The sequence below is a fragment of the Rhodovulum kholense genome (assembly GCF_003053725.1).
Lineage (GTDB): Bacteria > Pseudomonadota > Alphaproteobacteria > Rhodobacterales > Rhodobacteraceae > Rhodovulum > Rhodovulum kholense.
In genome coordinates this window covers 83,089-106,082 of record NZ_QAYC01000012.1, presented here as the reverse complement: position 1 = coordinate 106,082, position 22,994 = coordinate 83,089, and the positions used below count along the sequence as shown (strand labels likewise).

17 protein-coding genes are annotated in these 22,994 nt (G+C 70.3%); 7 read left to right on the top strand and 10 right to left on the bottom strand.

Going from position 1 to position 22,994, the window contains the following annotated elements; genetic code table 11:
• Positions 1-72 precede the first annotated feature (72 nt).
• The 5 genes from C8N38_RS15345 to C8N38_RS15325 all read left to right on the top strand — a co-directional run bounded on the left by C8N38_RS15345 (position 73) and on the right by C8N38_RS15325 (position 5,932).
• Complete coding sequence (locus C8N38_RS15345; RefSeq protein WP_108028028.1) at positions 73-1,017, top strand: ABC transporter permease; 945 nt, start codon at positions 73-75, stop codon at positions 1,015-1,017.
• Positions 1,014-1,835, top strand: a complete 822-nt coding sequence (locus C8N38_RS15340) for an ABC transporter permease (RefSeq protein WP_108028027.1) — start codon at positions 1,014-1,016, stop codon at positions 1,833-1,835. Before C8N38_RS15345 ends, C8N38_RS15340 begins: the two co-directional genes overlap by 4 nt.
• Positions 1,832-3,409, top strand: a complete 1,578-nt coding sequence (locus C8N38_RS15335; protein WP_108028026.1) for an ABC transporter ATP-binding protein — start codon at positions 1,832-1,834, stop codon at positions 3,407-3,409. The genes C8N38_RS15340 and C8N38_RS15335 overlap by 4 nt, the downstream gene beginning before the upstream one ends.
• A 5-nt stretch (positions 3,410-3,414) precedes the next feature.
• Positions 3,415-4,863: an aldehyde dehydrogenase family protein gene (locus tag C8N38_RS15330; RefSeq protein ID WP_108028025.1), complete on the top strand. Its 1,449-nt coding sequence runs from the start codon at positions 3,415-3,417 to the stop codon at positions 4,861-4,863.
• Positions 4,864-4,939: 76 nt separating this feature from the next.
• On the top strand, positions 4,940-5,932 hold the full coding sequence (locus C8N38_RS15325) for a P1 family peptidase (protein WP_108028060.1): 993 nt from the start codon (positions 4,940-4,942) through the stop codon (positions 5,930-5,932).
• A gap of 6 nt (positions 5,933-5,938) precedes the next feature.
• Here the strand turns inward: C8N38_RS15325 and C8N38_RS15320 are convergent, their stop codons facing one another.
• Positions 5,939-6,730: an alpha/beta hydrolase gene (locus C8N38_RS15320; protein ID WP_108028059.1), complete on the bottom strand. Its 792-nt coding sequence runs from the start codon at positions 6,728-6,730 to the stop codon at positions 5,939-5,941.
• 69 nt (positions 6,731-6,799) lie between these two features.
• Here C8N38_RS15320 and C8N38_RS15315 point away from each other — a divergent pair, with 69 nt between their 5' ends.
• Complete coding sequence (locus C8N38_RS15315) at positions 6,800-8,272, top strand: NAD-dependent succinate-semialdehyde dehydrogenase (protein ID WP_108028024.1); 1,473 nt, start codon at positions 6,800-6,802, stop codon at positions 8,270-8,272.
• A 254-nt stretch (positions 8,273-8,526) separates the two neighbouring features.
• Positions 8,527-10,461: an elongation factor G gene (locus C8N38_RS15310; RefSeq protein WP_108028023.1), complete on the top strand. Its 1,935-nt coding sequence runs from the start codon at positions 8,527-8,529 to the stop codon at positions 10,459-10,461.
• 180 nt (positions 10,462-10,641) lie between these two features.
• Here the strand turns inward: C8N38_RS15310 and C8N38_RS15305 are convergent, their stop codons facing one another.
• The 9 genes from C8N38_RS15305 to C8N38_RS15265 form a co-directional block, all read right to left on the bottom strand.
• Positions 10,642-11,124 (bottom strand): Hsp20 family protein, encoded by a 483-nt coding sequence (locus tag C8N38_RS15305; protein WP_108028022.1) that lies wholly within the window; start codon positions 11,122-11,124, stop codon positions 10,642-10,644.
• A gap of 186 nt (positions 11,125-11,310) precedes the next feature.
• Positions 11,311-12,129, bottom strand: coding sequence for a trypsin-like serine peptidase (locus C8N38_RS15300; RefSeq protein WP_108028058.1), 819 nt, complete (start codon positions 12,127-12,129; stop codon positions 11,311-11,313).
• Between the two features lie 173 nt (positions 12,130-12,302).
• Complete coding sequence (gene glcF, locus C8N38_RS15295; RefSeq protein ID WP_108028021.1) at positions 12,303-13,592, bottom strand: glycolate oxidase subunit GlcF; 1,290 nt, start codon at positions 13,590-13,592, stop codon at positions 12,303-12,305.
• Between the two features lie 4 nt (positions 13,593-13,596).
• The gene (locus C8N38_RS15290; protein ID WP_108028020.1) at positions 13,597-14,691 is read right to left on the bottom strand and encodes an FAD-binding protein; all 1,095 of its coding nucleotides are present in this window, start codon (positions 14,689-14,691) and stop codon (positions 13,597-13,599) included.
• Positions 14,692-14,764: 73 nt separating this feature from the next.
• Positions 14,765-16,198, bottom strand: coding sequence for an FAD-linked oxidase C-terminal domain-containing protein (locus tag C8N38_RS15285; RefSeq protein ID WP_108028019.1), 1,434 nt, complete (start codon positions 16,196-16,198; stop codon positions 14,765-14,767).
• An 80-nt stretch (positions 16,199-16,278) separates the two neighbouring features.
• A complete protein-coding gene (locus C8N38_RS15280) occupies positions 16,279-18,330 on the bottom strand; it encodes a glutamine amidotransferase (RefSeq protein ID WP_108028018.1) in 2,052 nt (683 codons plus the stop codon).
• Complete coding sequence (locus tag C8N38_RS15275) at positions 18,327-21,110, bottom strand: DUF4159 domain-containing protein (RefSeq protein ID WP_108028017.1); 2,784 nt, start codon at positions 21,108-21,110, stop codon at positions 18,327-18,329. The genes C8N38_RS15280 and C8N38_RS15275 overlap by 4 nt, the downstream gene beginning before the upstream one ends.
• Complete coding sequence (locus C8N38_RS15270; RefSeq protein ID WP_108028016.1) at positions 21,110-21,982, bottom strand: DUF58 domain-containing protein; 873 nt, start codon at positions 21,980-21,982, stop codon at positions 21,110-21,112. Before C8N38_RS15270 ends, C8N38_RS15275 begins: the two co-directional genes overlap by 1 nt.
• A complete protein-coding gene (locus tag C8N38_RS15265) occupies positions 21,979-22,986 on the bottom strand; it encodes an AAA family ATPase (RefSeq protein WP_108028015.1) in 1,008 nt (335 codons plus the stop codon). The genes C8N38_RS15270 and C8N38_RS15265 overlap by 4 nt, the downstream gene beginning before the upstream one ends.
• Positions 22,987-22,994 lie beyond the last annotated feature (8 nt).

Sequence of the window (22,994 nt, the reverse complement as noted above, 5' to 3'; positions counted from 1 at the left end):
CATCAGATCGCGTCCGGACGCGGCGGCGATTGCACTGGCGCCAGGCCTGCCCCTTGGCCTAGATTCGGGCGCATGCTGCGTTACGCCCTGACCCGCCTCCTGTCGCTGTCGCTGAGCCTGATCGCAGCCAGCGTTGCGATCTTTGCGGCGATCGAGGTGATCCCGGGCGACCCCGCCGCCTATATGCTGGGGCTGAACGCGGCGCCCGAGACGGTGGCGGTGCTGCGCGACGAGCTGGGGCTGTCGGGCTCGGTCTGGGCGCGATACCTCGACTGGATCTCGGGGCTCGCGACCGGCGATTTCGGGATCTCCTACACCTATCGCGTGCCGGTGGCCGAACTGGTGGCGCAGCGCCTGGCCGTCTCGCTGCCGCTTGCCGCCTATGCGCTGGCGCTGTCGACGGCCATCGCGCTGCCGGTGGGGCTCTGGGCCGCGGCGCGGCGCGGGCGGGGGGCCGATCTTGGCATCATGGCGGCGACGCAACTGGGCATCGCAGTGCCGAATTTCTGGTTCGCGATGCTGCTGGTGCTGGTCTTCGCGGTCAAGCTGCGCTGGGTCTCGGCGGGGGGCTTTCCGGGCTGGGAGGCGGGGCTTGGCCCCGGGCTGAAGGCGCTGACCCTTCCGGCCGTGGCGCTGGCGTTGCCGCAGGCCGCGATCCTCGCGCGGGTGATGCGCTCGGCGCTGATCGAGACCTTGGGGCAGGACTATATCCGCAGCGCCCGCGCCAAGGGGCTGAGCCGGGCACAGGCGCTGCGCCGCCATGCCTTTCGCAACGCGCTGATCCCGGTCCTGACCATCCTCGGGCTGCAATTCTCCTTTCTGCTGGCGGGAGCCATCATCATCGAGAACGTGTTCTTCCTGCCCGGTCTCGGGCGGCTGATCTTCCAGGCCATCACCCAGCGCGACCTGATCGTGGTCGAAAGCGTGGTGATGCTGCTGGTCTTCGCGGTGATCCTCGTCACCTTCCTTGTCGATCTGGCCTATGCTGCGGTCGACCCGCGGCTGAAGCGCCGATGAGCGCGCGACCGAACCTGATCGCGGGCGGCGTGATCAGCGGCGCCGTGCTGACGCTGGCGGCGCTGTCGCTGGTCTGGGTGCCCCATGACGTGACCGCGCTGAACATCGCCGAGCGGCTGCGCCCGCCGGGCGGCCCCTATCTGCTGGGCACCGACCAGCTGGGGCGCGACATGCTGGCGATGCTGATGGTGGGCGCGCGCAGCTCGATCGCGGTGGCGCTGGTCGCGGTCGGCATCGGCATGGGCGCGGGCGTGCCGCTGGGGCTGATGGCGGCAGCAACCCGCGGCGGTTGGCTCGACGAGATCGTCATGCGCATGAACGACCTGATCTTCGCCTTCCCGGCGCTGGTGATCGCGATCCTGATCACCGCCATTCTCGGCCCCTCGGCGCTGAACGCGATCCTGGCCATCGGCATCTTCAACATCCCGGTCTTCGCCCGGGTCACGCGCGGCGCCGCACTCGGCCTCTGGACGCTCGATTATATCCGCGCGGCCGAGCTGGCGGGCAAGGGCCGGGCCCGCATCAGCACCGAACATGTCCTGCCCAATATCGCCAATCTGCTGATCGTGCAGGCGACGATCCAGTTCAGCCTCGGCATCCTCGCCGAGGCGGGGCTGTCCTATGTCGGGCTCGGGGCGCAGCCGCCGACGCCCAGCTGGGGCCGGATGCTGGCCGAAGCGCAGACCATGATCTACACCGCGCCCCGGCTGGCGATCCTGCCGGGGCTGGCCATCGTGCTGACCGTGCTGGGGCTGAACCTTCTGGGCGACGGGCTGCGCGACGCGCTCGACCCGCGCCTCAGGAGAGCCGCCCGGTGATCCTGCTGCGCGATCTCGGGCTGAGCCTGAACGGCCGTCCGGTGCTGAACGGCGTCTCGCTCGAAATCGGGCGGGGCGAGATCCTGGGGCTTGCGGGCGAAAGCGGGTCGGGCAAGTCGATGACCGCGCTGGCGATCATGGGCCTTCTGCCCGAGGGCGCCGAACTTCGCGGCCATCTGCGGCTGAACGGGCTGGATCTTCTGTCGCTGTCGGACCGGCAGATGTGCCGGGTCCGCGGCCGCGATCTGGGCATGATCTTCCAGGAGCCGATGACCGCGCTGAACCCGGTGCAGAGGATCGGCGATCAGGTGGCCGAGACGCTGATCGTGCATGGCGAGGCGACCCGGGCCGAGGCGCGCCGCGCCGCCGCGCGGCTGCTGAACCGGGTCGGCCTGCCCCCCGACCGGTTTCCTCCCACGCGCTATCCGCACGAGCTGTCTGGCGGGCAGCGCCAGAGGGTCTGCATCGCCATGGCCATCGCGCTGCGCCCGCAGCTGCTGATCGCGGACGAGCCGACCACCGCGCTCGACGTCACCACGCAGGCGCGGATCCTCGATCTGCTGAAGGGGCTGGTGGCCGAAACGGGCATGGGGCTCTTGCTGATCACCCACGATCTGGCGGTGATCTCGGGGGTTGCCGACCGGCTGGCGGTGATGCGGCGCGGCGAGATCGTCGAGGAGGGCCCGGCCGCATCCGTGCTGGCGGATCGAAAGCACCCCTATACCCGCGCGCTGGTGGCCGCTTCTGCGCACCGGCCGACGACGCCCCCGCCCCCGCCCCCGCCCGGCCCGCCGCTGCTGGAGGTGCGCGAGGCGCGGCGCAGCTATCCGGCGGTCCATTCCGGCCTGTTCCGGCGGCTGCCGCCCCATCGCGCGGTCGACGGGGTCAGCTTCGGGATCGCGCGCGGTGAAAGTTTGGGCCTTGTAGGCGAATCCGGGTGCGGCAAATCGACCTTGGCGCGTGCCGTGCTGGGGCTCGATCCGCTGCAGGGCGGCGAGATCCGGCTGGACGGAGAGGTCGTGCGGGCCGGTGCGGCGATGCCCGCCCGGCTGCGCCGCAAGATGAACGCGGTCTTTCAGGACCCTTTTGGCAGCTTCAATCCGCGCCACCGCGTGGCCCGGCTGATCGCCGAGCCGTTTCATCTGGGCGGGCGCCCGAGCGATGCCGACGAGCGCATCGACGCGGCGCTCGAGGCTGTGGGGCTTGATCCGAAGCACCGCGACCGCTTCATCCACGAATTCTCGGGCGGCCAGCGCCAGCGCATCGCCATCGCGCGCGCGCTGATCGCGCGGCCCGACCTGATCGTGCTTGACGAGGCGGTTTCGGCGCTTGACGTTCGCGTCAGGGCGCAGATTCTCGATCTGCTGGCCGATCTGCGCGCAAGGTTCGGTCTGTCCTATCTTTTCATCAGTCACGACCTGTCCGTGGTCAGGTCGAGCACCGAACGAGTGCTTGTGATGCAGGCGGGCCGGATCGTAGAGGAAGGGGCGACAGAAAAGGTGCTGCACAACCCTGCGCATGCTTATACCAAGGCGTTGTTGTCGGCCGCCCCGAAGCTGAAGGAACCGGAATAGGACGTATGCGCGAGCTTTGGTTCGAAACCGACCGCTGCTTTATCGGCGGGGTCTGGCAGCCGCCTGCCAGCCGCGATTTTCTTGCGGTCGAGAATCCCTCGACCGGCGCGCCGATCGGGTCGATCGCGCGCGGCAAGGTTGCCGATATCGACGCGGCCGTCACCGCCGCGGACGAGGCCCGGCAGGGGTCCTGGGGCCGGATGACCGCGACCGAGCGCGGCCGGGTTCTGACCCGAATCGGCCAGTTCGTGCGCGGCCGCGCCGAAACGCTGGCGCGGATCGAGGCCACCGATGTCGGCAAGCCGCTGACCCAGGCGCGGTCGGATGCGATGACGCTGGCGCGCTATCTGGAATTCTACGGCGGTGCCGCCGACAAGGTGATGGGCCACAGCCTGCCCTACATGGACGGCTATACCGTCTACACCCTGCGCGAGCCGCATGGGGTGACGGGCCATATCATTCCCTGGAACTACCCGATGCAGATCATCGGACGCTCGGTCGGGGCGGCGCTGGCGATGGGCAATGCCTGCGTGCTGAAGCCCGCCGAGGAAGCCTGCCTGACCGCGCTGGCCTTTGCCAAGCTGGCCGAAGAGGCGGGCCTGCCCGATGGCGCGCTGAACGTGGTGCCGGGGCTTGGCGACGAGGCCGGCGCGGCGCTCGCCTCGCATCCCGGGGTCGATCATATCTCGTTCACCGGCTCGCTGTCGGTCGGACGCAAGGTGCAGGCCGAGGCGGCGCGGCATGTGGCGCCGGTGACGCTGGAACTGGGCGGCAAGTCGCCCCAGATCGTCTTTGCCGATGCCGATCTCGACGCGGCGCTGCCGTTCCTGGTCAATGGCGGGCTGCAGAACGCGGGGCAGACCTGTTCGGCCTCGTCGCGCATCCTGGTCGAGCGGCGGCTTTATGACGAGCTGGTCGAGCGCATGGCGGGCGCCTATCGCGCGCTCTGGGTGGGGCCTGCGCTGGAGGATCTCAATCTCGGGCCGCTGATCTCGAGCCGGCAGAAAGAGATCGTCCTGGATTATCTCGGCAAGGGACAGGATCTGGAAACCGCGGCCGAGGGCCGGATCATCGGCAATGCGCCCGCGGGCGGATATTACGTGGCGCCGCGGCTGCTGACGCGGGTGCCGCCCGGGCACCGGCTGGCACAGGAGGAAATCTTTGGCCCGGTGCAGGTGGTGATCCCCTTCGCCGACGAGGAGGAGGCGGTGTCGATCGCCAATGGCACCGGCTACGGGCTGGTGGCCGCAGTCTGGACCCGCGACGGCGCCCGGCAGATGCGGATGGCCAGGAAGCTGCGCGCGGGCCAGGTCTATCTGAACAATTACGGCGCGGGCGGCGGGGTCGAGCTGCCCTTCGGCGGCGTGGGCCTTTCGGGCCATGGCCGCGAGAAGGGGTTCGAGGCGCTTTACGGCTTTTCGGTGCTGAAGACGGTCGCGGCACGCCACGGCTGAGCCGACCGCAGGTCAGCCTTCCGTCCGGCGCTGTGCCATGGGTATTTTTGCCAAGAAGAAGACGGGAGTGGGCGCGATGCGGCCGGGGCAGCGGAACCTTGTGACCGATGTGGCGGGGCTGAGGGTCGGCCAGGCCGGGGATGCGCGGGTGAAGACCGGCGTGACGGTTCTGCTGGGCGAGGCGCCTTTCGTGGCCGGGGTGCATGTGATGGGCGGGGCGCCCGGCACCCGCGAGACCGATCTGCTGGCGCCCGACCGGCTGGTGCAGGAGGTCGATGCGCTGGTGCTGTCGGGCGGGTCGGCCTTCGGGCTCGATGCCGCGGCGGGGGTGGTCGAGGGGCTGCGCGCCATGGGGCGCGGCTTCGAGGTCGCGGGGCAGCGGGTGCCCATCGTGCCGGGCGCGATCCTGTTCGATCTGGCGAATGGCGGCGACAAGGGCTGGGACGAGGCGCCCTATCGCGCGCTTGGCCGGGCGGCGCTGGAGGCGGCAAGCGAAGAGATCGAGCTGGGCAGCGCGGGTGCGGGGCTTGGCGCCACCACGGCGGATCTGAAAGGCGGGCTCGGCTCGGCCTCGCTGGTGCTGGAGAGCGGCATTACCGTCGGCGCGCTGGTCGCGATCAATGCGCTGGGGTCTGCGGTCATGGGCGGCGGGCCGGAATTCTGGGCCGCGCCCTTCGAGATCGGGGACGAGTTCGGCGGGCGCGGTATGGGGCGGCACGATCCTCTGGCCGAGCCACGCCCCGAGGCCAGGCTTGGCCAGTCGACGACCATCGCCATCGTCGCGACCGATGCGGCACTGACCCAGGCGCAGGCGACGCGGATGGCGGTCGCCGCCCATGACGGCATGGCCCGCGCGCTGGTGCCAAGCCATACGCCCTTCGACGGCGATCTGGTCTTTGCCGCAGCCACCGGGGCGAAGCCGCTGCCCGAGGGCGGGTACGAGGCGCTGCGGCTCGGTCATGCCGCCGCCGTCTGCCTGGCGCGGGCCATCGCGCGCGGGGTCTATCTGGCGCGCCCCGCCCCGGGCGACACAAGGCCTTGCTGGCAGGAGCGGTTCGGCCAGGCCTGACCAATTCTAGAGCCCGTCGAGCAGCGCCCCGGTCAGCGGGCTGTCGGGCCGGGTCAGCCCCTCGATCAGGTCGAAATGGTGGCGCCCCTCGTCGACGGTCAGCGCCGCCCCCGTCCAGGCCTCGGCCAGCCAGCGCGCCTGATCGAGAAAGACCGGGCGTTCGTCGCCGCCGACCCAGACATGGACCGGCACGCCCGGTCGGGGTGTCATCAGCACCGGGCTTTCGGCGGCGGCGGACCCGGCATCGAGGTGAAGCGGGCCAGCCATCTGCGTCTTCAGAAGCGGCCGCAGGTCCGAGACCGGCGAGATCGGCACGACCCGGGCGATCCGGTCCGCGGCCGCCCCCGGTGCGGCATCGGCGCAAAGCATCCGCGCCACCAGATGCCCGCCCGCCGAATGGCCGGCCAGCACCAGCGGCCCGCCGGGGACGCGGCTGGCGATGGCCTCGACCGCCGCGCGGATATCGGCGGTGATGCTTGAGATCGCGACCTCGGGAGCCAGCCGGTAGGAGGGCATCGCCACCGCCCAGCCCCGCGCCACCGCGCCTGCCGCCAGATGCGACCACATCGAGCGGTCGAACTTCATCCAGTAGCCGCCATGGACAAACACCACGAGCCCGCTAGATTCTGCCTCGGGCAGGAACAGATCGAAGCTCTGCCGCGGATGGGGTCCGTAACTCTGCCCCGTCTGGCCCCGTGCCGTGGCCCGGAATGCCGCGGCCTCGGCGGCCCAGCGCGGCGGATAGGCTTCGGCAGAGGGGATATGAGGGGCGTTGGCATAGGCGTCGTCCCAGTCGATGGCTTCGTGTTGCATCCCCGTTCCCCCTGCCCCCATGCTGCACAGACGATATCCAAGGGAGAATGACCGATGCTTGCACGCGACCTCAAGAGCCTTCTCAAGGACCCGGGTCTGCTGGCGACCGATGCCTTTCTGGCCGGGGACTGGGTCGGAGCCGATGACGGCGCGACCTTCGCCGTGACGAACCCGGCCAATGGCGAGACCATCTGCCAGGTGCCCGACATGGGCCGCGTCGAAGCCGCCCGCGCCATCGAGGCCGCCGCCGCGGCCCAGAAGGACTGGGCCGCGAAAACCGCGAAAGAGCGCGCCGGCGTGTTGCGCAAGTGGTACGATCTGATGATGGCCGCGCAGGAAGATCTGGCGATGATCCTGACCGCCGAAATGGGCAAGCCGCTGGCCGAGTCCCGGGGCGAGATCGCCTATGGCGCGGGCTTCGTCGAATGGTTCGCCGAGGAGGCCAAGCGGATCTATGGCGAAACCATTCCCGGCCACCAGCCCGACAAGCGCCTGACCGTGTTCCGCCAGCCGGTGGGGGTGGTCGCCGCCATCACGCCCTGGAACTTCCCCAATGCGATGATCACCCGGAAGGCCGCGCCCGCGCTGGCCGCGGGCTGCGCGATCCTGATCAAGCCCGCCGCCGAAACCCCGCTTTCGGCGCTGGCCATGGCGGTGCTGGCCGAACGGGCGGGCCTGCCCAAGGGGCTCATGTCGGTGATCACCTCGTCGAAATCCTCGGATATCGGCAAGGAGTTCAGCGAGAACCCGGTGGTGCGCAAGATCACCTTCACCGGGTCGACCGAGGTCGGGCGCATCCTGCTGCGCCAGGCCGCCGACCAGGTCAAGAAATGCTCGATGGAACTGGGCGGCAACGCGCCCTTCATCGTGTTCGACGACGCCGATCTGGATGCGGCCGTGAAGGGCGCCATCGCCTGCAAGTTCCGCAACAATGGCCAGACCTGCGTCTGCGCCAACCGGATCTACGTGCAGTCGGGCGTCTACGATGCCTTCGCCGCCAAGCTGGCCGAGGCGGTCGGCAAGCTCAAGGTCGGCGACGGCATGGATGACGGCACCGATCTCGGCCCGCTGATCTCGGACGCCGCGCGCGAGAAGGTCGAGACCCATCTGGCCGATGCCACCGCCAAGGGCGCCAAGGTGATCCTGGGCGGCAAGCCGCATCAGCGCGGCGGCACCTTCTTCGAGCCCACCATCGTCACCGGCGCCACGCAGGAGATGCAGTTCGCCACAGACGAGACCTTCGGCCCGCTGGCGCCGCTGTTCCGGTTCGAGACCGAGGACGACGTCATCGCCATGGCGAACGACACGATCTTCGGTCTGGCCTCGTATTTCTTCGCGCGCGACCTGAGCCGGGTCTACAAGGTGGCCGAGGCGCTGGAATACGGCATCGTCGGCGTCAATACCGGGCTGATCTCGACCGAGGTCGCGCCCTTCGGGGGCGTCAAGCAGTCGGGGCTGGGCCGCGAGGGCAGCCGCCACGGGATCGAGGATTACCTCGAGATGAAATACATCTGCATGTCGGTCTGAGACCGGCGCCGACAGGGCGACAGAGCGCCGCAAGCGGGCGGGTCCGACCGGCCCGCTTGCGGTCATTTCCGCCTTGACCCCGAAGGGTTAAAGGGCCGAACATCGCCCCCATACGGGGCAGCGGCCCGACGCCATTGGCGGCCGCACCCGACCTCCGGGGCAGGCCCTTCGCGCCTATCCCGGACCCGGGCGCAGGACTTCCGTGACGCGGCGGCGCGACCCGTCCGAAGCCACCGATGGGAGGATTTCATCACATGCGCTGCTTCACCATCCTGGGCCCCTCGCAGTCGGGCAAGTCGACGCTGCTGAAGGCCCTGGGCGAGCTTGAGGGCCGTCCGGTCACGGCCGCCTTCACCGACGCCCTGACCGTCAGCCAGTTCTCCTATCTGGGCGAATCCTGGGCCGGGTTCGACATCGCGGGCGGGCCCGACTTCCTCGGTCATGCGGGCGAGGCGCTGGCCGCTTCGGATGCCGCCATCCTGTGCGTGCCACCCGACCCCGAGGCGGCGGTGCTGGCCGCGCCCTATCTGCGGCTGGTCGAACAGTCGGACGTGCCCTGCTTTGTCTTCATCAACAAGATGGACCAGGACGAGGCCCGCATCCGCGACATCGTCGGTGCGCTGCAGGCCTATGCCAACCACCACATCGTCCTGCGCCAGGTGCCGATGCGTGACGCCGAGGGCCATGTGGTGGGCTCGGTCGATCTGGTCTCGGAACGCGCCTTCCAGTACCGCGAGGGTCAACCCTCGAAGCTGATCGAGATCCCGTCCGACATCCAGGACCGCGAACAGGAGGCCCGCGCCGAACTGCTGGAACATCTGGCAGATTTCGACGACAGCCTGATGGAACAGCTGATCGACGACCGCGAGCCCGCCTCGGGCGAGGTCTACACCATCCTCGCCGACGCGCATCGCGACGGTGCGATCATCGCCGCCTATCTGGGCGCCGCCAGCCATGGCAACGGGCTGACCCGGCTGATGAAGGCGCTGCGCCACGAGGCCCCCGACCGCGAGGCCATCCGGCTCCGGCTCGGGGTCGAGGCGCCGCTGGCCGTGGGTGTCGCCTCCGACACCCGCAAGCATGTCGGCAAGTCGACCCTGATCCGGGCGCTCGGCACCCCGATCCGGCATGGCGAACCGCTGGCCGGCGGGTCGATCGGCACCCTGACCGGCATCGACGGCAAGCCGGTCGCCGAACCGCTCGAGCCCGGCACGCTGGCCGTTGCGGTCAAGTCCGACCATCTCGATCCGGGCATGGCCTATACCGCCGAGCGCAGCCAACCGCTGCCGCGCTGGACCCGGGGTCGGCCGCCGACCTATCCGCGCCTGCTCTTGCCCGCGAACGAACGCGACGATGCCCGGCTTTCCGCGGCACTCGGGCGAATGGCGGCTTCGGATCCCGGGATGCAGACCACCCAGGACGGCGAGACCGGCCATGCGGTGGTGCATCTGCAAGGCCCGATCCACCTGCGCCGCGTGCTGGCCAAACTGGCCGAGGAGTTCGGCATCGACGCGGTCGACCAGCCGGTTTCGGGGATCTACCGCGAAACCATCACCCGCCCCATCGAGACCCACTACCGCCACCGCAAGCAGTCGGGCGGTGCCGGGCAGTTCGCCGACGTGGTGCTGACCGTCCGGCCGCAGGGCCGGGGCGCGGGCTTTGCCTTCGACGAGACGATCAAGGGCGGCACCGTGCCCCGCAACTACATTCCCGCAGTCGAGGCCGGGGCGCGCGAGGCGATGGAACGCGGGCCGCTCGGCTTTCCGGTTGTCGATGTCGCGGTGACGCTGCTCGACGGCAAGACCCATGCGGTCGACAGCTCGGACTACGCCTTCCGCACAGCGGCCAAGGCAGGGGTACGCGAGGCGCTCGACCAAGCGGGTTCGGTGGTGCTGCAACCGATCGAGCGGGTCGAGATCCATGTTCCGACGATCCATTCGGGCTCGCTGGTGGCGCTTGTCAGCAGCCTCAAGGGCCAGGTGCTGGGCTTCGAGGCGCATCGCCGGGCGCGCGGCTGGGACGTGTTCCAGGCGCTGATCCCGGCCGCCGCCAAGGAGGAACTCTTCCAGGCGCTGGGCGGGCTCAGCCACGGCACCGCCTGGTTCGAAAGCCATTTCGACCATTACGAGGAACTGCACGGCAAGGATGCCGACCGCATCCGCGAGGCCCGGGCCGCCGAACTGGCCTGACGCGATCCCGTCAGCAACCGGCCCCGGGGGCCCGGGAGGCTAAGGCCTCCCGGGCCCCCGGTCGCCTTGCGCAGCAAGGCGAAACACCTCTTCTTCCGGCGTCCCCACAATGACCGCCCAATGCAAATGGCGCGCGGGAGGTCCCGCGCGCCGCATCGGCTGACAAACTGGCAGTGTCGATCAGACCGCCGCGCCCTCGGGCTGCTCGGCTTCCGCGCGCGCCTCGATGCGTTGCGCGCCGCCGCTCGCAATCTCGATCCGGCGCGGCTTCAGCGATTCCGGCACTTCGCGCACCAGATCCACATGCAGCATGCCGTCGGCATGGGTGGCGCCGGTGACGCGCACATGATCGGCCAGCGCAAAGCGGCGTTCGAAGGCGCGGGTCGCGATGCCGCGATGCAGGAAGCTGCGTTCGGTGTCCTCGGGCGCCTTGCGGGCCGCGATCACCAGCGCGCCGTCCTTGACCTCGACCGACAGTTCATCGGCGGCAAAGCCCGCCACGGCGACCGAAATCCGGTAGCCCTGATCCGAGGTCTTCTCGATGTTATAGGGCGGGTAGGTCGGTTGGGCCATGTCGCTGGCCATCACCCGGTCCATCAGATCCGCCACCCGGTCGAAGCCGACGGTGGCACGGTAAAGCGGGGCAAAATCGTAGTGACGCATGGTATCATCCTCCATTGAGCGATGTCGTCTCTGTGGGGACCCTCCCAACGCGGGACGGGCCGGTCTTGCGGACCCCGAAGGCGCCCGCAAGCCATAAGCTGGGAGTGGAGAAAACCGGTTTCAAGACCCCGCGCACCGCTCTACCGGCAGATCTTCGGCGTCGGCTTGGCCGCCGTCTCTCCGGGCTCAGGGCCGCAGGAACTTGGCCCCCGCGCTGCGCGCCGTTCCCGCACCGAAACGGCGCATCGGCGAAAGCGGGACCTCGGGCACGAGGGGCGCCACGGTCTCTGTCCCGCCCGCCGCCAGCCGCGCGCGCAAGATCTCGAGCCCGTCCTCGACCGTGCTGCCCAGCGCCACCTTCCGGGCATCCATCTCGGCCTTGGCCGAAACCACAGACACGATCCGGGGCACCCCGTTCTCGACCCGGAAGACCGGCGCGCCCGAAGCCCCGAAATCGACCTCGCAGGACAGCATCAGCACCCCGTCGATCCCGGCCAGGACATGGCAGACCTCCTGCAGCGAGGGCACCTCGGACCGCTCGAGCGCATAGGACACCACACCCACCGCATCGCCCTGCCCGGGCCGTGGCGCCACCCCGAAGGGCACGAGCCCCGGCAGCCGGATCGCCCGGTCAAGCTGCAGCAGCGCCAGATCGTGCCGCACCCGGCCGACCGAGGCCTCGGCGCCAGGGGCATAGTCGGGATGCACCGCGCCGCGCCGGATGCCGCGATAGGCCTCGGCCCGCCCGTTGCGCCAGCCCGCGCGAAACTCCATCCGCTCCAGCGGCAGCCGCCCGCCGGTCTCCTTGTCGAACAGGCAATGCGCGGCGGTCAGCACCAGATCGGCGGCGATCAGCGCGCCGGTGCAGAAGCCCCCGCCGCCCAGTTCCAGCCGCCCGACCCCTTCCCAGCCCCGCGACTCGTCGCCGGTGACCAGCGCGTGCAACGGCCGGTCGGCCGCGGCGCCCCATCCCGGCAAGGGCAAGGCCAGCGCCCCCAGCCCCATCGCCAGAACCCCCGCCCGCCCCAAAGGCGCGCGGACTCCGGCCCTACGGCGGGGCCGATCCGCATGACGCAGGCGAAGGAAACGGTGCAGGCACATGGGCCCGCGCTAGCACTCGCTCGCGGCAATATTGCGGCATCATGCGCGAGCCACAGGGACGCGGGCGCGTCTCCCGGTCAGTCCCGGCCCGACAGCGCCCGTGGCCGCGGCCCACCCGTCGCCCAGTCGACCAGCTCGACCGTATGCAGGACCGGCACCCCGGTGCCCGACCCGATCTGCGCGATACAGCCGATATTGCCCGCGGCGATGGCGTCGGGCGCTTTGGCCTCCAGCGTCCGCACCTTCCGGGCCTTCAGCTGCCCGGCAATCTCGGGCTGCAGCAGGTTATAGGTCCCGGCCGAGCCGCAGCACAGATGCGCGTCGACCGGCTCGACCACCTCGAACCCGGCGCGGCGCAGCACCGCCTTGGGCGCGTCCTTCACCTTCTGCCCGTGCTGCAACGAACAGGCCGCGTGATAGGCCACCCGCAGCCCGCCCCGGCCCGGCGGCAGATCCAGCCGTTCCAGCAGTTCCGTGATATCGACGGCCCGCGCCGCCACTTCCGCCGCCGCCTCGGCCAGCGGATCGCCCCGGAACATGTGGCCGTAATCCTTCACCGTGGTGCCGCAACCGCTGGTGTTGACGACGATGGCATCGAGCCCCTCGCCCGCGATCTCGGCCGACCAGGCCCGGATCGCCTGCGCGGCCTGGGCATGGGCGTCGGCCGTCCGGCCCATGTGATGGGTCAGCGCCCCGCAACAGCCCATGCCCTTCGCCACAACCACCTCGACCCCGTGCCGGGTCAGCACCCGGATCGTCGCGTCGTTGATATCGGGGTCGAGCGCCTTCTGCGCGCAACCGGTCAACAACGCCACCCGCATCCGCCGCGTGCCCTTGGCGGCAAAGACCTGCGGCCGGTCGCTCTCTCCCGGTGCGGGCAGACGGGCGGGCGCCATCGCCAGCATGGCCCTCAGCCGCGGATCGGGTATCAGCCGCGCAAACGGCCGGCCCAGCCGCGCCAGCCGCAGCGCCGCGCGGAACCGCCCGGGAAAGGGCAGTGTCTTCGCCACCAGCCAGCGCAGCGCCCGGTCGCGCCAGGGGCGCCGGTAGGTCGCCTCGATATGGGCGCGGGCATGATCCACGAGATGCATGTAATGCACGCCCGAGGGGCAGGTCGTCATGCAGGCCAAGCAGGACAGGCAGCGGTCCACATGGCGCACGGTGCGCGCATCGGCGGGCCGGCCGCTTTCCAGCATGTCCTTGATCAGGTAGATCCGCCCGCGCGGGCTGTCGAGTTCGTCGCCAAGCACCTGATAGGTCGGGCAGGTTGCGGTGCAGAACCCGCAATGTACGCAGGCCCGAAGGATCTCGTTGGCGCGCGCGATCCCGGGATCCTGCAACTGCTCTTCGGTGAAATTCGTCTGCATCGGCTCAGCCCATCGCGCCGGGATTGAAAAGACCCCTGGGGTCGAACTCGGCCCGAAGCCGCGCGGCCAGCGCCGCCAGCGGCGCCGGTTCCGGGCTTGCCAGAGGTCCCGCCCCCCGCACCCGTACCGCATGCCCGGCAAGCCCCGCCAGGGCCGGGCGGATGTCATGGCCTTCCGGCACAAGCACCCAGACAAGCCCCCCGCCCCAGTCGTAGATCGCCGCCTCGGCCGCAACCGCCTCGGCGGCGCGCGGCCCGTCCGAGGGCTGGACCGAGATCCGCCAGACGTCGCCCGGCCGGTCGGCGAAATCCTCGACGTCGCGCAGCCTTCGAATCATCGCCGCCACCTCCTCCGGCGCCTCGACGACCCGCGCCGGACCGAACCGGTCCAGCAGCGCCCCAAGCCGCCCGGCGCGATAGGCAACCGACGCCGCAAACCCCTCAAGCCGCAGCCAGGTCTCGCCCGCCTCGGGCAGATGCGCCGCCGCCGACACCTCGAAGGGCGAGCCCAGCGCCGCCGACATCGCCGCGACCGCCGCCTGCGGATCCAGCCCCTCCAGAACCAGCACCGCCGCCGCCTCGGGCACCGGCAGCACCTTCACCGCCAGTTCGGTCAGCACGCCCAGCGTGCCCCGGCTGCCCGCCATCAGCTTGACCAGATCGTAGCCGGTGACGTTCTTCATCACCCGCCCGCCATTGCGGATGACCCGACCGCGCCCGTCGACGAAACGGACCCCCAGCATCGCATCCCGGCAGGCACCCGCCTGCACCCGGCGCGGCCCCGACACATTCGCCGCCGCCACCCCGCCGATCGTCGGCACGCCGTCGCGGCCCAGAAGCCGCCGGTGATCCATCGGCTCGAAAGCCAGCCGCTGCCCCTCGCCCGCCAGCACCGCCTCAACCTCGGCCAGGGGCGTCCCCGCCCTGACGACCAGGGTCAGGGCCCCGGGCTCGTACAGCACCACGCCCGAAAGCCCCGCGACACTCAACGCGTCGCCCTCGGCACCGACCATACCGCGCGTGCCCCCGCCCTCGATCCGCAGCGGCCCTTCCGCCCCGGCCACGATCCCAGCCAGTTCGGCCTCTGTCTCAGGTCTCATCATTCTTCTTGGTCCAAATACCCTCGGGGGGTGAATTGTCCGGCAGGACAAGAGGGGGGCAGACAGCCCCCCTTCACCCCGCGCGCCGCCCCGCGCTAGCCTCCAGCGGGAACACCTTCGCGGGGTTCAGCAGCCAGTCCGGATCGAACACGTCCTTCACCCGCATCTGCGCGTCCAGATCCTCGGGCCGGTACTGCACCCCCATCAGATCGCGTTTCTCGACGCCGACGCCATGTTCACCGGTCAGACAGCCGCCCGCCTTGACGCACAGCTTCAGGATCTCTGCCCCTAGTGCCTCGCAGCGCTCCAGATCGCCCGGCGCATTGGCATCAAACAGGATCAGCGGATGCATGTTGCCGTCGCCCGCGTGAAAGACATTCGCGACCCTCAGCCCCATCTCGGCCGACAGCTCGCCGATCCTGCGCAGCACCTCGGGCAGGGCCGAAACCGGGATGGTCCCGTCAAGACACATGTAATCGCCCAGCTGCCCCATCGCCCCGAAGGCCGATTTCCGCCCCAGCCAGATCCGCGCGCTTTCCTCGGCCGACCCGCTTTCGCGCAGCGCCACCGGGCGATGGCCTTCGGCGATCCGCTTGATCAGGGCCAGCTGTTCGTCGATCTCGGCCGGGCAGCCCTCGACCTCGACGATCAGAAGCGCCTCGCAATCGGGATAGCCCGCGCCCGCGAAAGCCTCGGTCGCGGCGATGCAGGGCCGGTCCATGAACTCGATCGCCACCGGCAACACGCCCGCGCGGATGATGTCGGCGACACAGGCGCCAGCCACCTCCGACGAGTCGAACCCCATCAGCACCGGGCGCGCCCCTTCGGGCTTGGGCAGGATGCGCAACGTCGCCTCGGTCACCACGCCAAGCTGGCCTTCGGACCCGCAGATCACCCCCAGCCAGTCATAGCCTGCGGCGTCGAGATGCGCGCCGCCGATCTCGACCACGGTGCCGTCCATCATGACCAGGGTCACGCCCAGCAGGTTGTTGGTCGTCACCCCGTATTTCAGGCAATGCGCGCCGCCCGAGTTCATGCCGATATTGCCCGCGATGGCACAGGCCAGCTGCGAGGACGGGTCGGGCGCGTAAAACCAGCCATCGCCCTCGACCGCGCCGGTGACCGACAGGTTCGTGCGCCCCGCCTGCACCCGGATGAACCGGTTCGGATAATCGACCTCCAGCACCTCGTTCAGCCGCGCCACACCGAGGATCACGCTGTCGGCCGTCGGCAGCGCGCCGCCCGCCAGCGACGTCCCCGACCCGCGCGGCACCACCGGCACGCGCTCTTCGTGGCAGATCTTCAGGACTGCCGCGACCTCGGCCGTCGAGGCGGGCAGCACGGCGGCCAGAGGCGGGCAGCGATAGGCCGTCAGGGCGTCGCATTCATAGGCGCGGGTCGCGGTCGGGTCGTGGATCACGGCGTCTTCGGGCAGCACCGCCATCAGGCGGCGCAGCACATGATCCTTCTTCGCCATCACCCGGGCATCCGGGGCGGGCATCTGCATGTCGGGCTCTCCTCCCTCGAACCGGTCAAAAAATATGACCGGTTTCGCGGCTTGGCAAGGACCTTTCCCCCGGCTGACGCCTAGCGCCGCCCCTCGCGCAGCCAGGCTCCGACGCTCAGCAGCGCGGCCAGAAGCAGGAAGACCCAGGCGGGCGCCAGCGGCGTGATGGTGACATCGCTGGTCAGATAGGCCCCGCGCGGGGTGATCCCGAGCCAGCCCCGGCCATGGGCGCGGCGGCCCTCGCGCACCGTGCGCAGATCGGGCATGCCCGCATGAAGCGGCAGGATGCCGCCGCGCGTGGCCGCGACCGGGGCGTCCAGCCGGGCCCCGCTGGCGATGGTCTCTTCGAACTCGCGGGGCGCGGCCGGGCCAAGCGCGATCACCGTCTCAAGCGTGCCGTCGGTCAGCCGGTAAAGCCCCATCTCGGGCCCTTCATAGGTCGCGGTAAAGCGGCCCGGCGCGGTCTCGGTCAGATCGAGCCGGTCGGTGCCGCCATCGGGGCGCGCGATCTCGACGCTTCGCGGGTCCTCGGACAGCGACCGGCGGGTGATGGTCATCACCTGCCCCTCGGCCGTGGCGCTCAGCGCCTCTTCCTCCAGTTCGGGCTCCTTCATCATCCAGTGCGCGAGCCGCCGCAGCAGTTCAAGCTGCGGGCCGCCGCCCTCGAAGCCCCGGGTCCAGAGCCAGGCATGGTCCGACGCCAGCAGCGCCACCCGCCCCTCGCCGACACGATCCAGCACCAGCAGCGGGCGGTTGTCGATCCCGCTCATCACCACCTCGCCCCGCTTCGGCACCAGGTCGACCAGCCGGAACCAGCGGCCCCAGGCGCCGCCCGCCTCGGCCTTGAGCCCCTCGGTCACCGGATGGCGCTGGCCGAGATCGGTGATCTCGGGGCGGTAGCCCTGCTCGATCACCCGCGCGCTGGGCTCGGCGGGCAGGATGTCGGCCAGCGGCGAGCGGTAGATCGACTCGGCCCCGGCGAAATCGGGCCCGGCCGCGATCAGCAGCGCGCCGCCTTTCTCGACATAATTCCGCACATTGTCGAAATAGACCGCCGGAAGGATGCCGCGCCGCTTGTAGCGGTCGAAAATGATCAGGTCGAATTCGTCGATCTTGTCGAGGAACAGCTCGCGCGTCGGGAAGGCGATCAGCGACAGTTCGGACACCGGCACCCCGTCATGCTTGTCCGGCGGCCGCAGGATGGTGAAATGCACCAGATCGACGGAACTGTCGGATTTCAGCAGGTTGCGCCAGGTCCGTTCGCCCGGATGCGGCTCGCCCGACACCAGCAGCACCCGCAGCCGGTCGCGCACGCCGTTGATCTGGACCACCGCAGCATTGTTGCGGTCGGTCAGCTCGCCCGGCTGCTCGGCCACCGAGAACTGGATCACGTTCTGCCCGGCATGATCGAGCACCACCGGCACGTCGAGATCCTGACCGATGGGCACGCGATAGCTTTGCGGCTCGCCGCCATCGACCGCGACGGTGACCGAGGTCGTGCCGCCCATGGTCTCGGGGACCGCGCCCTGATCCTCGATCTTCAGGGTCAGCGTGACTTCCTCGCCGAGGATCGCGAAGGCGGGTGCGTTCTTGACCACCAGCCGCCGGTCCCAATCGTCCTCCTGCCCGGTCAGGAGCGCATGAAGCGGCGCGGGCAGCGACGGCGCGCGGTCCAGATCGTGCAGCTGCCCGTCGGTCAGCAGGATCGCGCCCGCCAACCGCGCCCGCGGCACCTCGGCCAGAGCCTCGGACAGGGCCGTCATCAGCATCGTGCCCTCGTCGCCCGCGCCATCCCCGAAACGCACGATCCGCAGCTCGGTATTGTCCAGCGCGGCCACCTCGGCGCGGACCCTGTCGACCGCACGGGCGGTCTGGTCAGGCCGGTCCGAAAGCCGCTGCGAGGCGCTTTCGTCGACCACCAGCACCACGATGTCGGACAGCGGCGTCCGCTCTTCGGTCTGCAGGGACGGGTTGGCCAGCGCAGCCAGGATCGCGACGGCGGCAAGCCCGCGCAGCCACCAGCCGCCAAGCCCGCGCCAGAGCGCGAAGCCCACCATCAGAACGGCCAGCGCCACCGCGGCCCACAGCAAGGGAAGCGGCAGCAGCGGGTCGAAGATCACCTCGCCGGTCATTGGCCGAGCCTGTCGAGCAGCGCAGGCACATGGACCTGGTCGGATTTGTAGTTGCCGGTCAGCACATGCATGATGAGGTTGACCCCGAAGCGGAAGGCGATCTCGCGCTGGCGTTCGCCCGCATAGCCGCGCCCGACAGGGAACATCGCGGCGCCCTGCCCGTCGATGGCCCAGGCCGAAGCCCAGTCATTGCCGCCGATCACCACCGGCGTCACCCCGTCATTGAGATCGCGGAACGGCATGCCCTCGGCCTGTTCGGCATCGGGGGGGGCTGCCTCGACCCACACGTCGCGCCCGGCATTGCGGCCGGGAAAGTCCTGCAACAGGTAGAAGGTGCGGGTCAGCACGTGATCGGAGGGGATCGGTTCCAGCGGCGGAATGTCCAGCGGGCGCGCCAATTGCTGCAGCCGCCGCCCCTCGGGCGAGCCGCCGCCATAGGCCGCGACATCGGCATCGCGCGTGTCGAAGAGGATCATGCCTCCGGTCCGCAGGTAGCGGTTGAGCCGGGCATAGGCCTCGGGCGAGGGCATCGGCTGCCCGGCGGTCACCGGCCAGTAGAGGAAGGGAAAGAACGACAGCTCGTCGGTCTCGAGATTGACGGCGATGGGCTCGGCGGGCTCGATCGAGGTGCGCTGGGTCAGCTTTTCCGACAGCCCCCGAAGCCCCGCATCGGCGATCTGGTCCACCCGGGTATCGCCGGTCAGGACATGTGCAAGGACCACCTCGCTGGTGGCCCGCAGCGCCAGGCTGTCATCGGGCGCCGCCGCGTCCTCCTGGGCCCGCGCGCCCTGCGGCACCAGCATCATCAGGCCCAGCGCCAGCACCGCCGCGCCGCCCGCGACGCGTCCGCCCCGAAGCCTCCCCGAAAGCCAGAGCGAGGCCAGGATGTCGGCCGCAAAGATCGCCAGCGCCGCGGCCAGAACCCAGCCCTTCAGCACGGTTTCTCGCGCGACCGCCAGCCCCTCGACCGCGATCCGCGCGGGCCAGGCGGCGGGGCTCAGAACCGTGTCGGCGCCGATCACGTTCAGCGCCAGCCGCCGGTCCTCGCCCGCATAAAGCCCGGGCGGCAGATCCGGCCCCGGCACCGCCCCGGCCAGCCTTTCGCCCGGCACGCCGGGCAGCGTTCCGGCCTCGGCCAGTTCGCCAAAGGCGTCGATCACCGCCTGCGGCACCCAGGTCGTGCCCGTCAGTTCGGCTGCATCGGGCCGCGCCGGCCGGGTCGAGACCGCCAGCCGTTCCAGCATCTGCACGAACAGCCCCGACAGCGGCAGGGTGGACCATTCGGCATTGGCGGTGACATGGAACAGCACCACCTGCCCCTGCCCCATCTTCTTGCGGGTTACCAGAGGCGTACCGTCGCTGAGGGCCGCGATGGACCGATCGGCCAGCGCCGGGTCGGGCTGGGCCATCACCTGGGCATTGACCCGCACATCGTCGGGCACCTCGAGCCCGAAGAAGGGCGAACCCTCGCCGAAGGGGCGCAGCGTCTTGGGCTCGCCCCAGCTCATCGCCCCGCCGACCGTGCGCCCGCCCGCGCGCAGCCGTACCGGCATCAGCGGGTCTTCCTCGGCGCGGCTGACATCCGAGGCCGCAAGCCGCGGCCCGGCGAAGCGCAGCAAAAGCCCGCCCTTTTCGACCCAGCCCTGCAGCGCCTCGGATTCGGCGGGCGACAGGGTGGCGACATCGGCCAGCACGATCACGTCGGGATTGGCCAGCACCACGTCCGACAGGGTGCCCTCGATCAGATCGGCGGTCGGTTCCAGCGCCTTGTGCAGGTAATGCAGCGGAGACAGCAGTTGCAGCCCCTCGCGGTTCTCGTTGCCCGCGATCAGCGCCACCTCGCGCCGCTTGAGGCTGTCATCGGTCAGGCTGACCGCTCCGGCCGAGCGCACGCCCTCGATGGCAAAGCGGCTGATCCGGTTGCGAAGTTCGGGCGGCAGGACCAGATCGGTCGCGGCCTCGGTCTCGCCGGGGGCGAAGGCGACCGGCACGCGGGCCAGCACCCGCTCGACCCCGGCGGGATCGCGGCCCGTGGCAGCCAGCGTCGCCTCGGTCGCGGGCCCCGGCCGGGCACGCAGCGCGGTCAGCCCGATGGCCCCGTCGCGAAACGCGGCCGGGCGCAGCGCCAGAAGCGGGCGCGGGCTTTCGAAGACGCTGACCTGACCGTGCCGTTCAAGCGCCGACAAGAGCGCCGTACGCCCCGGCCAGTCGAGCCCGCCCGACAGCCAGAACGTATCGAAGCGCCCCTCAAGCGTCCGGGTCCAGTCGGCCAGCGCATCCGCATCGGGCAACCAGGCCGCCGGGCGGAAGCCCGCAAGCCGCGCCGACCAGGCCTCGGCCGCCTGGAAAGGCAGCCCGTCGCCGGGCAGGTCGGTCGCCTGCACCACCGCGACCGGCCGTCCGTCGCGGGCGGCTTCGTCCAGCATCGCCTCGATCCGGTCGATCCGGCGCGGCCAGTCGCGGGCATCGGCCCAGCCGCCGTCGATCATCACCAGAAGCGGCCCGCGACCGGGCATGCGGTCCTGCGGGTTCAAGACCGGCCCGGCAAAGCCGACAATCAGCGCGGCCACCGCCAGCATCCGCAGAAGCAAAAGCCACCAGGGCGTGCGGTCGGTCTGCGTTTCGTCATCGGCCAGCCCCAGCAGCAGCGCCACCCCCGGAAACCGTCGCCGGATCGGCGCCGGCGGCACCGCCCGCAGCAACAGCCACAGCGCGGGCAGCAGCACCAGCCCCCAAAGCAGCAGAGGCGTGGTGAAACCGATGGCTCCGACGGTCCACATCAGCGCCCGCGCTCCAGCGCGCGGAACAGCCACAACAGCGCGCCCTGCGCGCCTTCGCCGGTGTGATGGGCCGAATAATGCCAGCCGGTCACCCGCGCCAGATCGGCCAACCGTTCCTTGCGCTCGGCCAGCCGCGCCAGATAGCGGCCGCGCAGATCACCCGCTTTCAGCGTTTCATGGCGCAACGTACCGCCCATGCTTTCGAAGATGGTCCGCCCGTCGAAGGGAAAGGCCTCTTCGGCGGGGTCCAGCACCTGCAAGAGCGCGCCCTTGACGCCCTGGTCGGCGGCCTCGGTCAGCGCGGTCTCGACCGGGCCCAGATCGCCAAGGAAATCGGACAGGAAGACCGCGCGGGAATGGGGCGGCATGCCCCGGGTCGCGGGCACGCCGTAATCGCTTTGCGACAGGTCGCGGCCCAGCACATCGGTCAGCCGGAGGATCTGATGCGGACCGCGACGGGGCGGCAGGTCGGAGCCCAGAAGCCCCACCCGTTCGCCGCCGCGGGTCAGCAGCACCGCCAGCGCCAGCGCCAGCACCCGCGCGCGCATCGCCTTGGGCGGATGGTTGCCGCCCGAGAACCCCATCGAGGCCGCGTCGTCCACCCAGAGCAGCACGCTTTGCGCCGCCTGCCATTCCTTCTCGCGCACGAAATGCGCATCCGACCGGGCCGAGCGGCGCCAGTCGATCATCCGCGCCTCGTCGCCGGCATGGACCGGGCGGTATTGCCAGAATTCGTCGCCCATGCCTGCCCGGCGGCGGCCGTGCTCGCCCAGCAGAACGGCCTGGGCCAGATGCTCGGCCTCGGCCAGAAGCGGCGGCAGGGCCTCGGCCAGCCCCTCGGCGCGGGCGCGGAGGGCGGCGGCAGAGATCACGCGGCGGCCTCGACCCGCACGGTGTCGCGCGCGACCTTTTCGATGATCCGGGGCAGATCCTCGCCCCGGGCACGGGCGGCGAAGCTCAGCGCCATGCGGTGGATCAGCACAGGCCCTGCCATCTTCAGCACATCGTCGGCCGAAGGCGCCAGACGTCCGTCCAGCAGCGCTTGTGCCCGCACGGTCAGCATCAGCGCCTGGGCGGCGCGCGGGCCCGGCCCCCAGGCCACGTTCTCGCGAACGGCCTGCGGCGCCTCGGGTTCGTTCGGACGGCAGGCGCGGACCAGATCGAGGATCAGTTCAACCACGCCCTCGCCCACCGGCATCTGCCGCACGATCTTCTGCGCGGCGATCAGCTCGGCGGCGGTGAAGACGGGATGGGCCTCTTCCTCGGCGACCCCGGTGGTGGCCATCAGGATGTCATGTTCGGTGCGGCGGTCGGGATAAGGCACGTCGATGCGCACCAGAAACCGGTCGAGCTGGGCCTCTGGCAGCGGATAGGTGCCCTCTTGCTCGATGGGGTTCTGGGTGGCCAACACGTGGAAGGGCGGGGTCAGCGCATGCGACTCGCCCGCGATGGTGACGGATTTCTCCTGCATCGCCTGCAAAAGCGCCGATTGCGTCCGGGGGCTTGCCCGGTTGATCTCGTCGGCCATCAGCATCTGGCAGAAGATCGGCCCCTCGATGAACCGGAAGGCGCGGGACCCGTCTGGCGTCGTCTCCAGCACCTCCGAGCCCAGAATATCTGCGGGCATCAGATCGGGCGTGAACTGGATGCGCCCGCCATTCAGCCCCATCACCGTCGACAGCGTGGCGACCAGCCGGGTCTTGCCCAGTCCCGGCAGGCCGATCAGCAGCCCGTGCCCGCCGCACAGCAGGGCCGACAGAGTCAGGTCGACCACCCGCTCCTGCCCGATGAACCGCTTGGTGATCGAGGCCTTCGCTTCGGCCAGCTTCTCGCCCAGCGCCTCGATCGCGGCCACCAGTTCGGTCTCGTCGGGCATGACTTCTC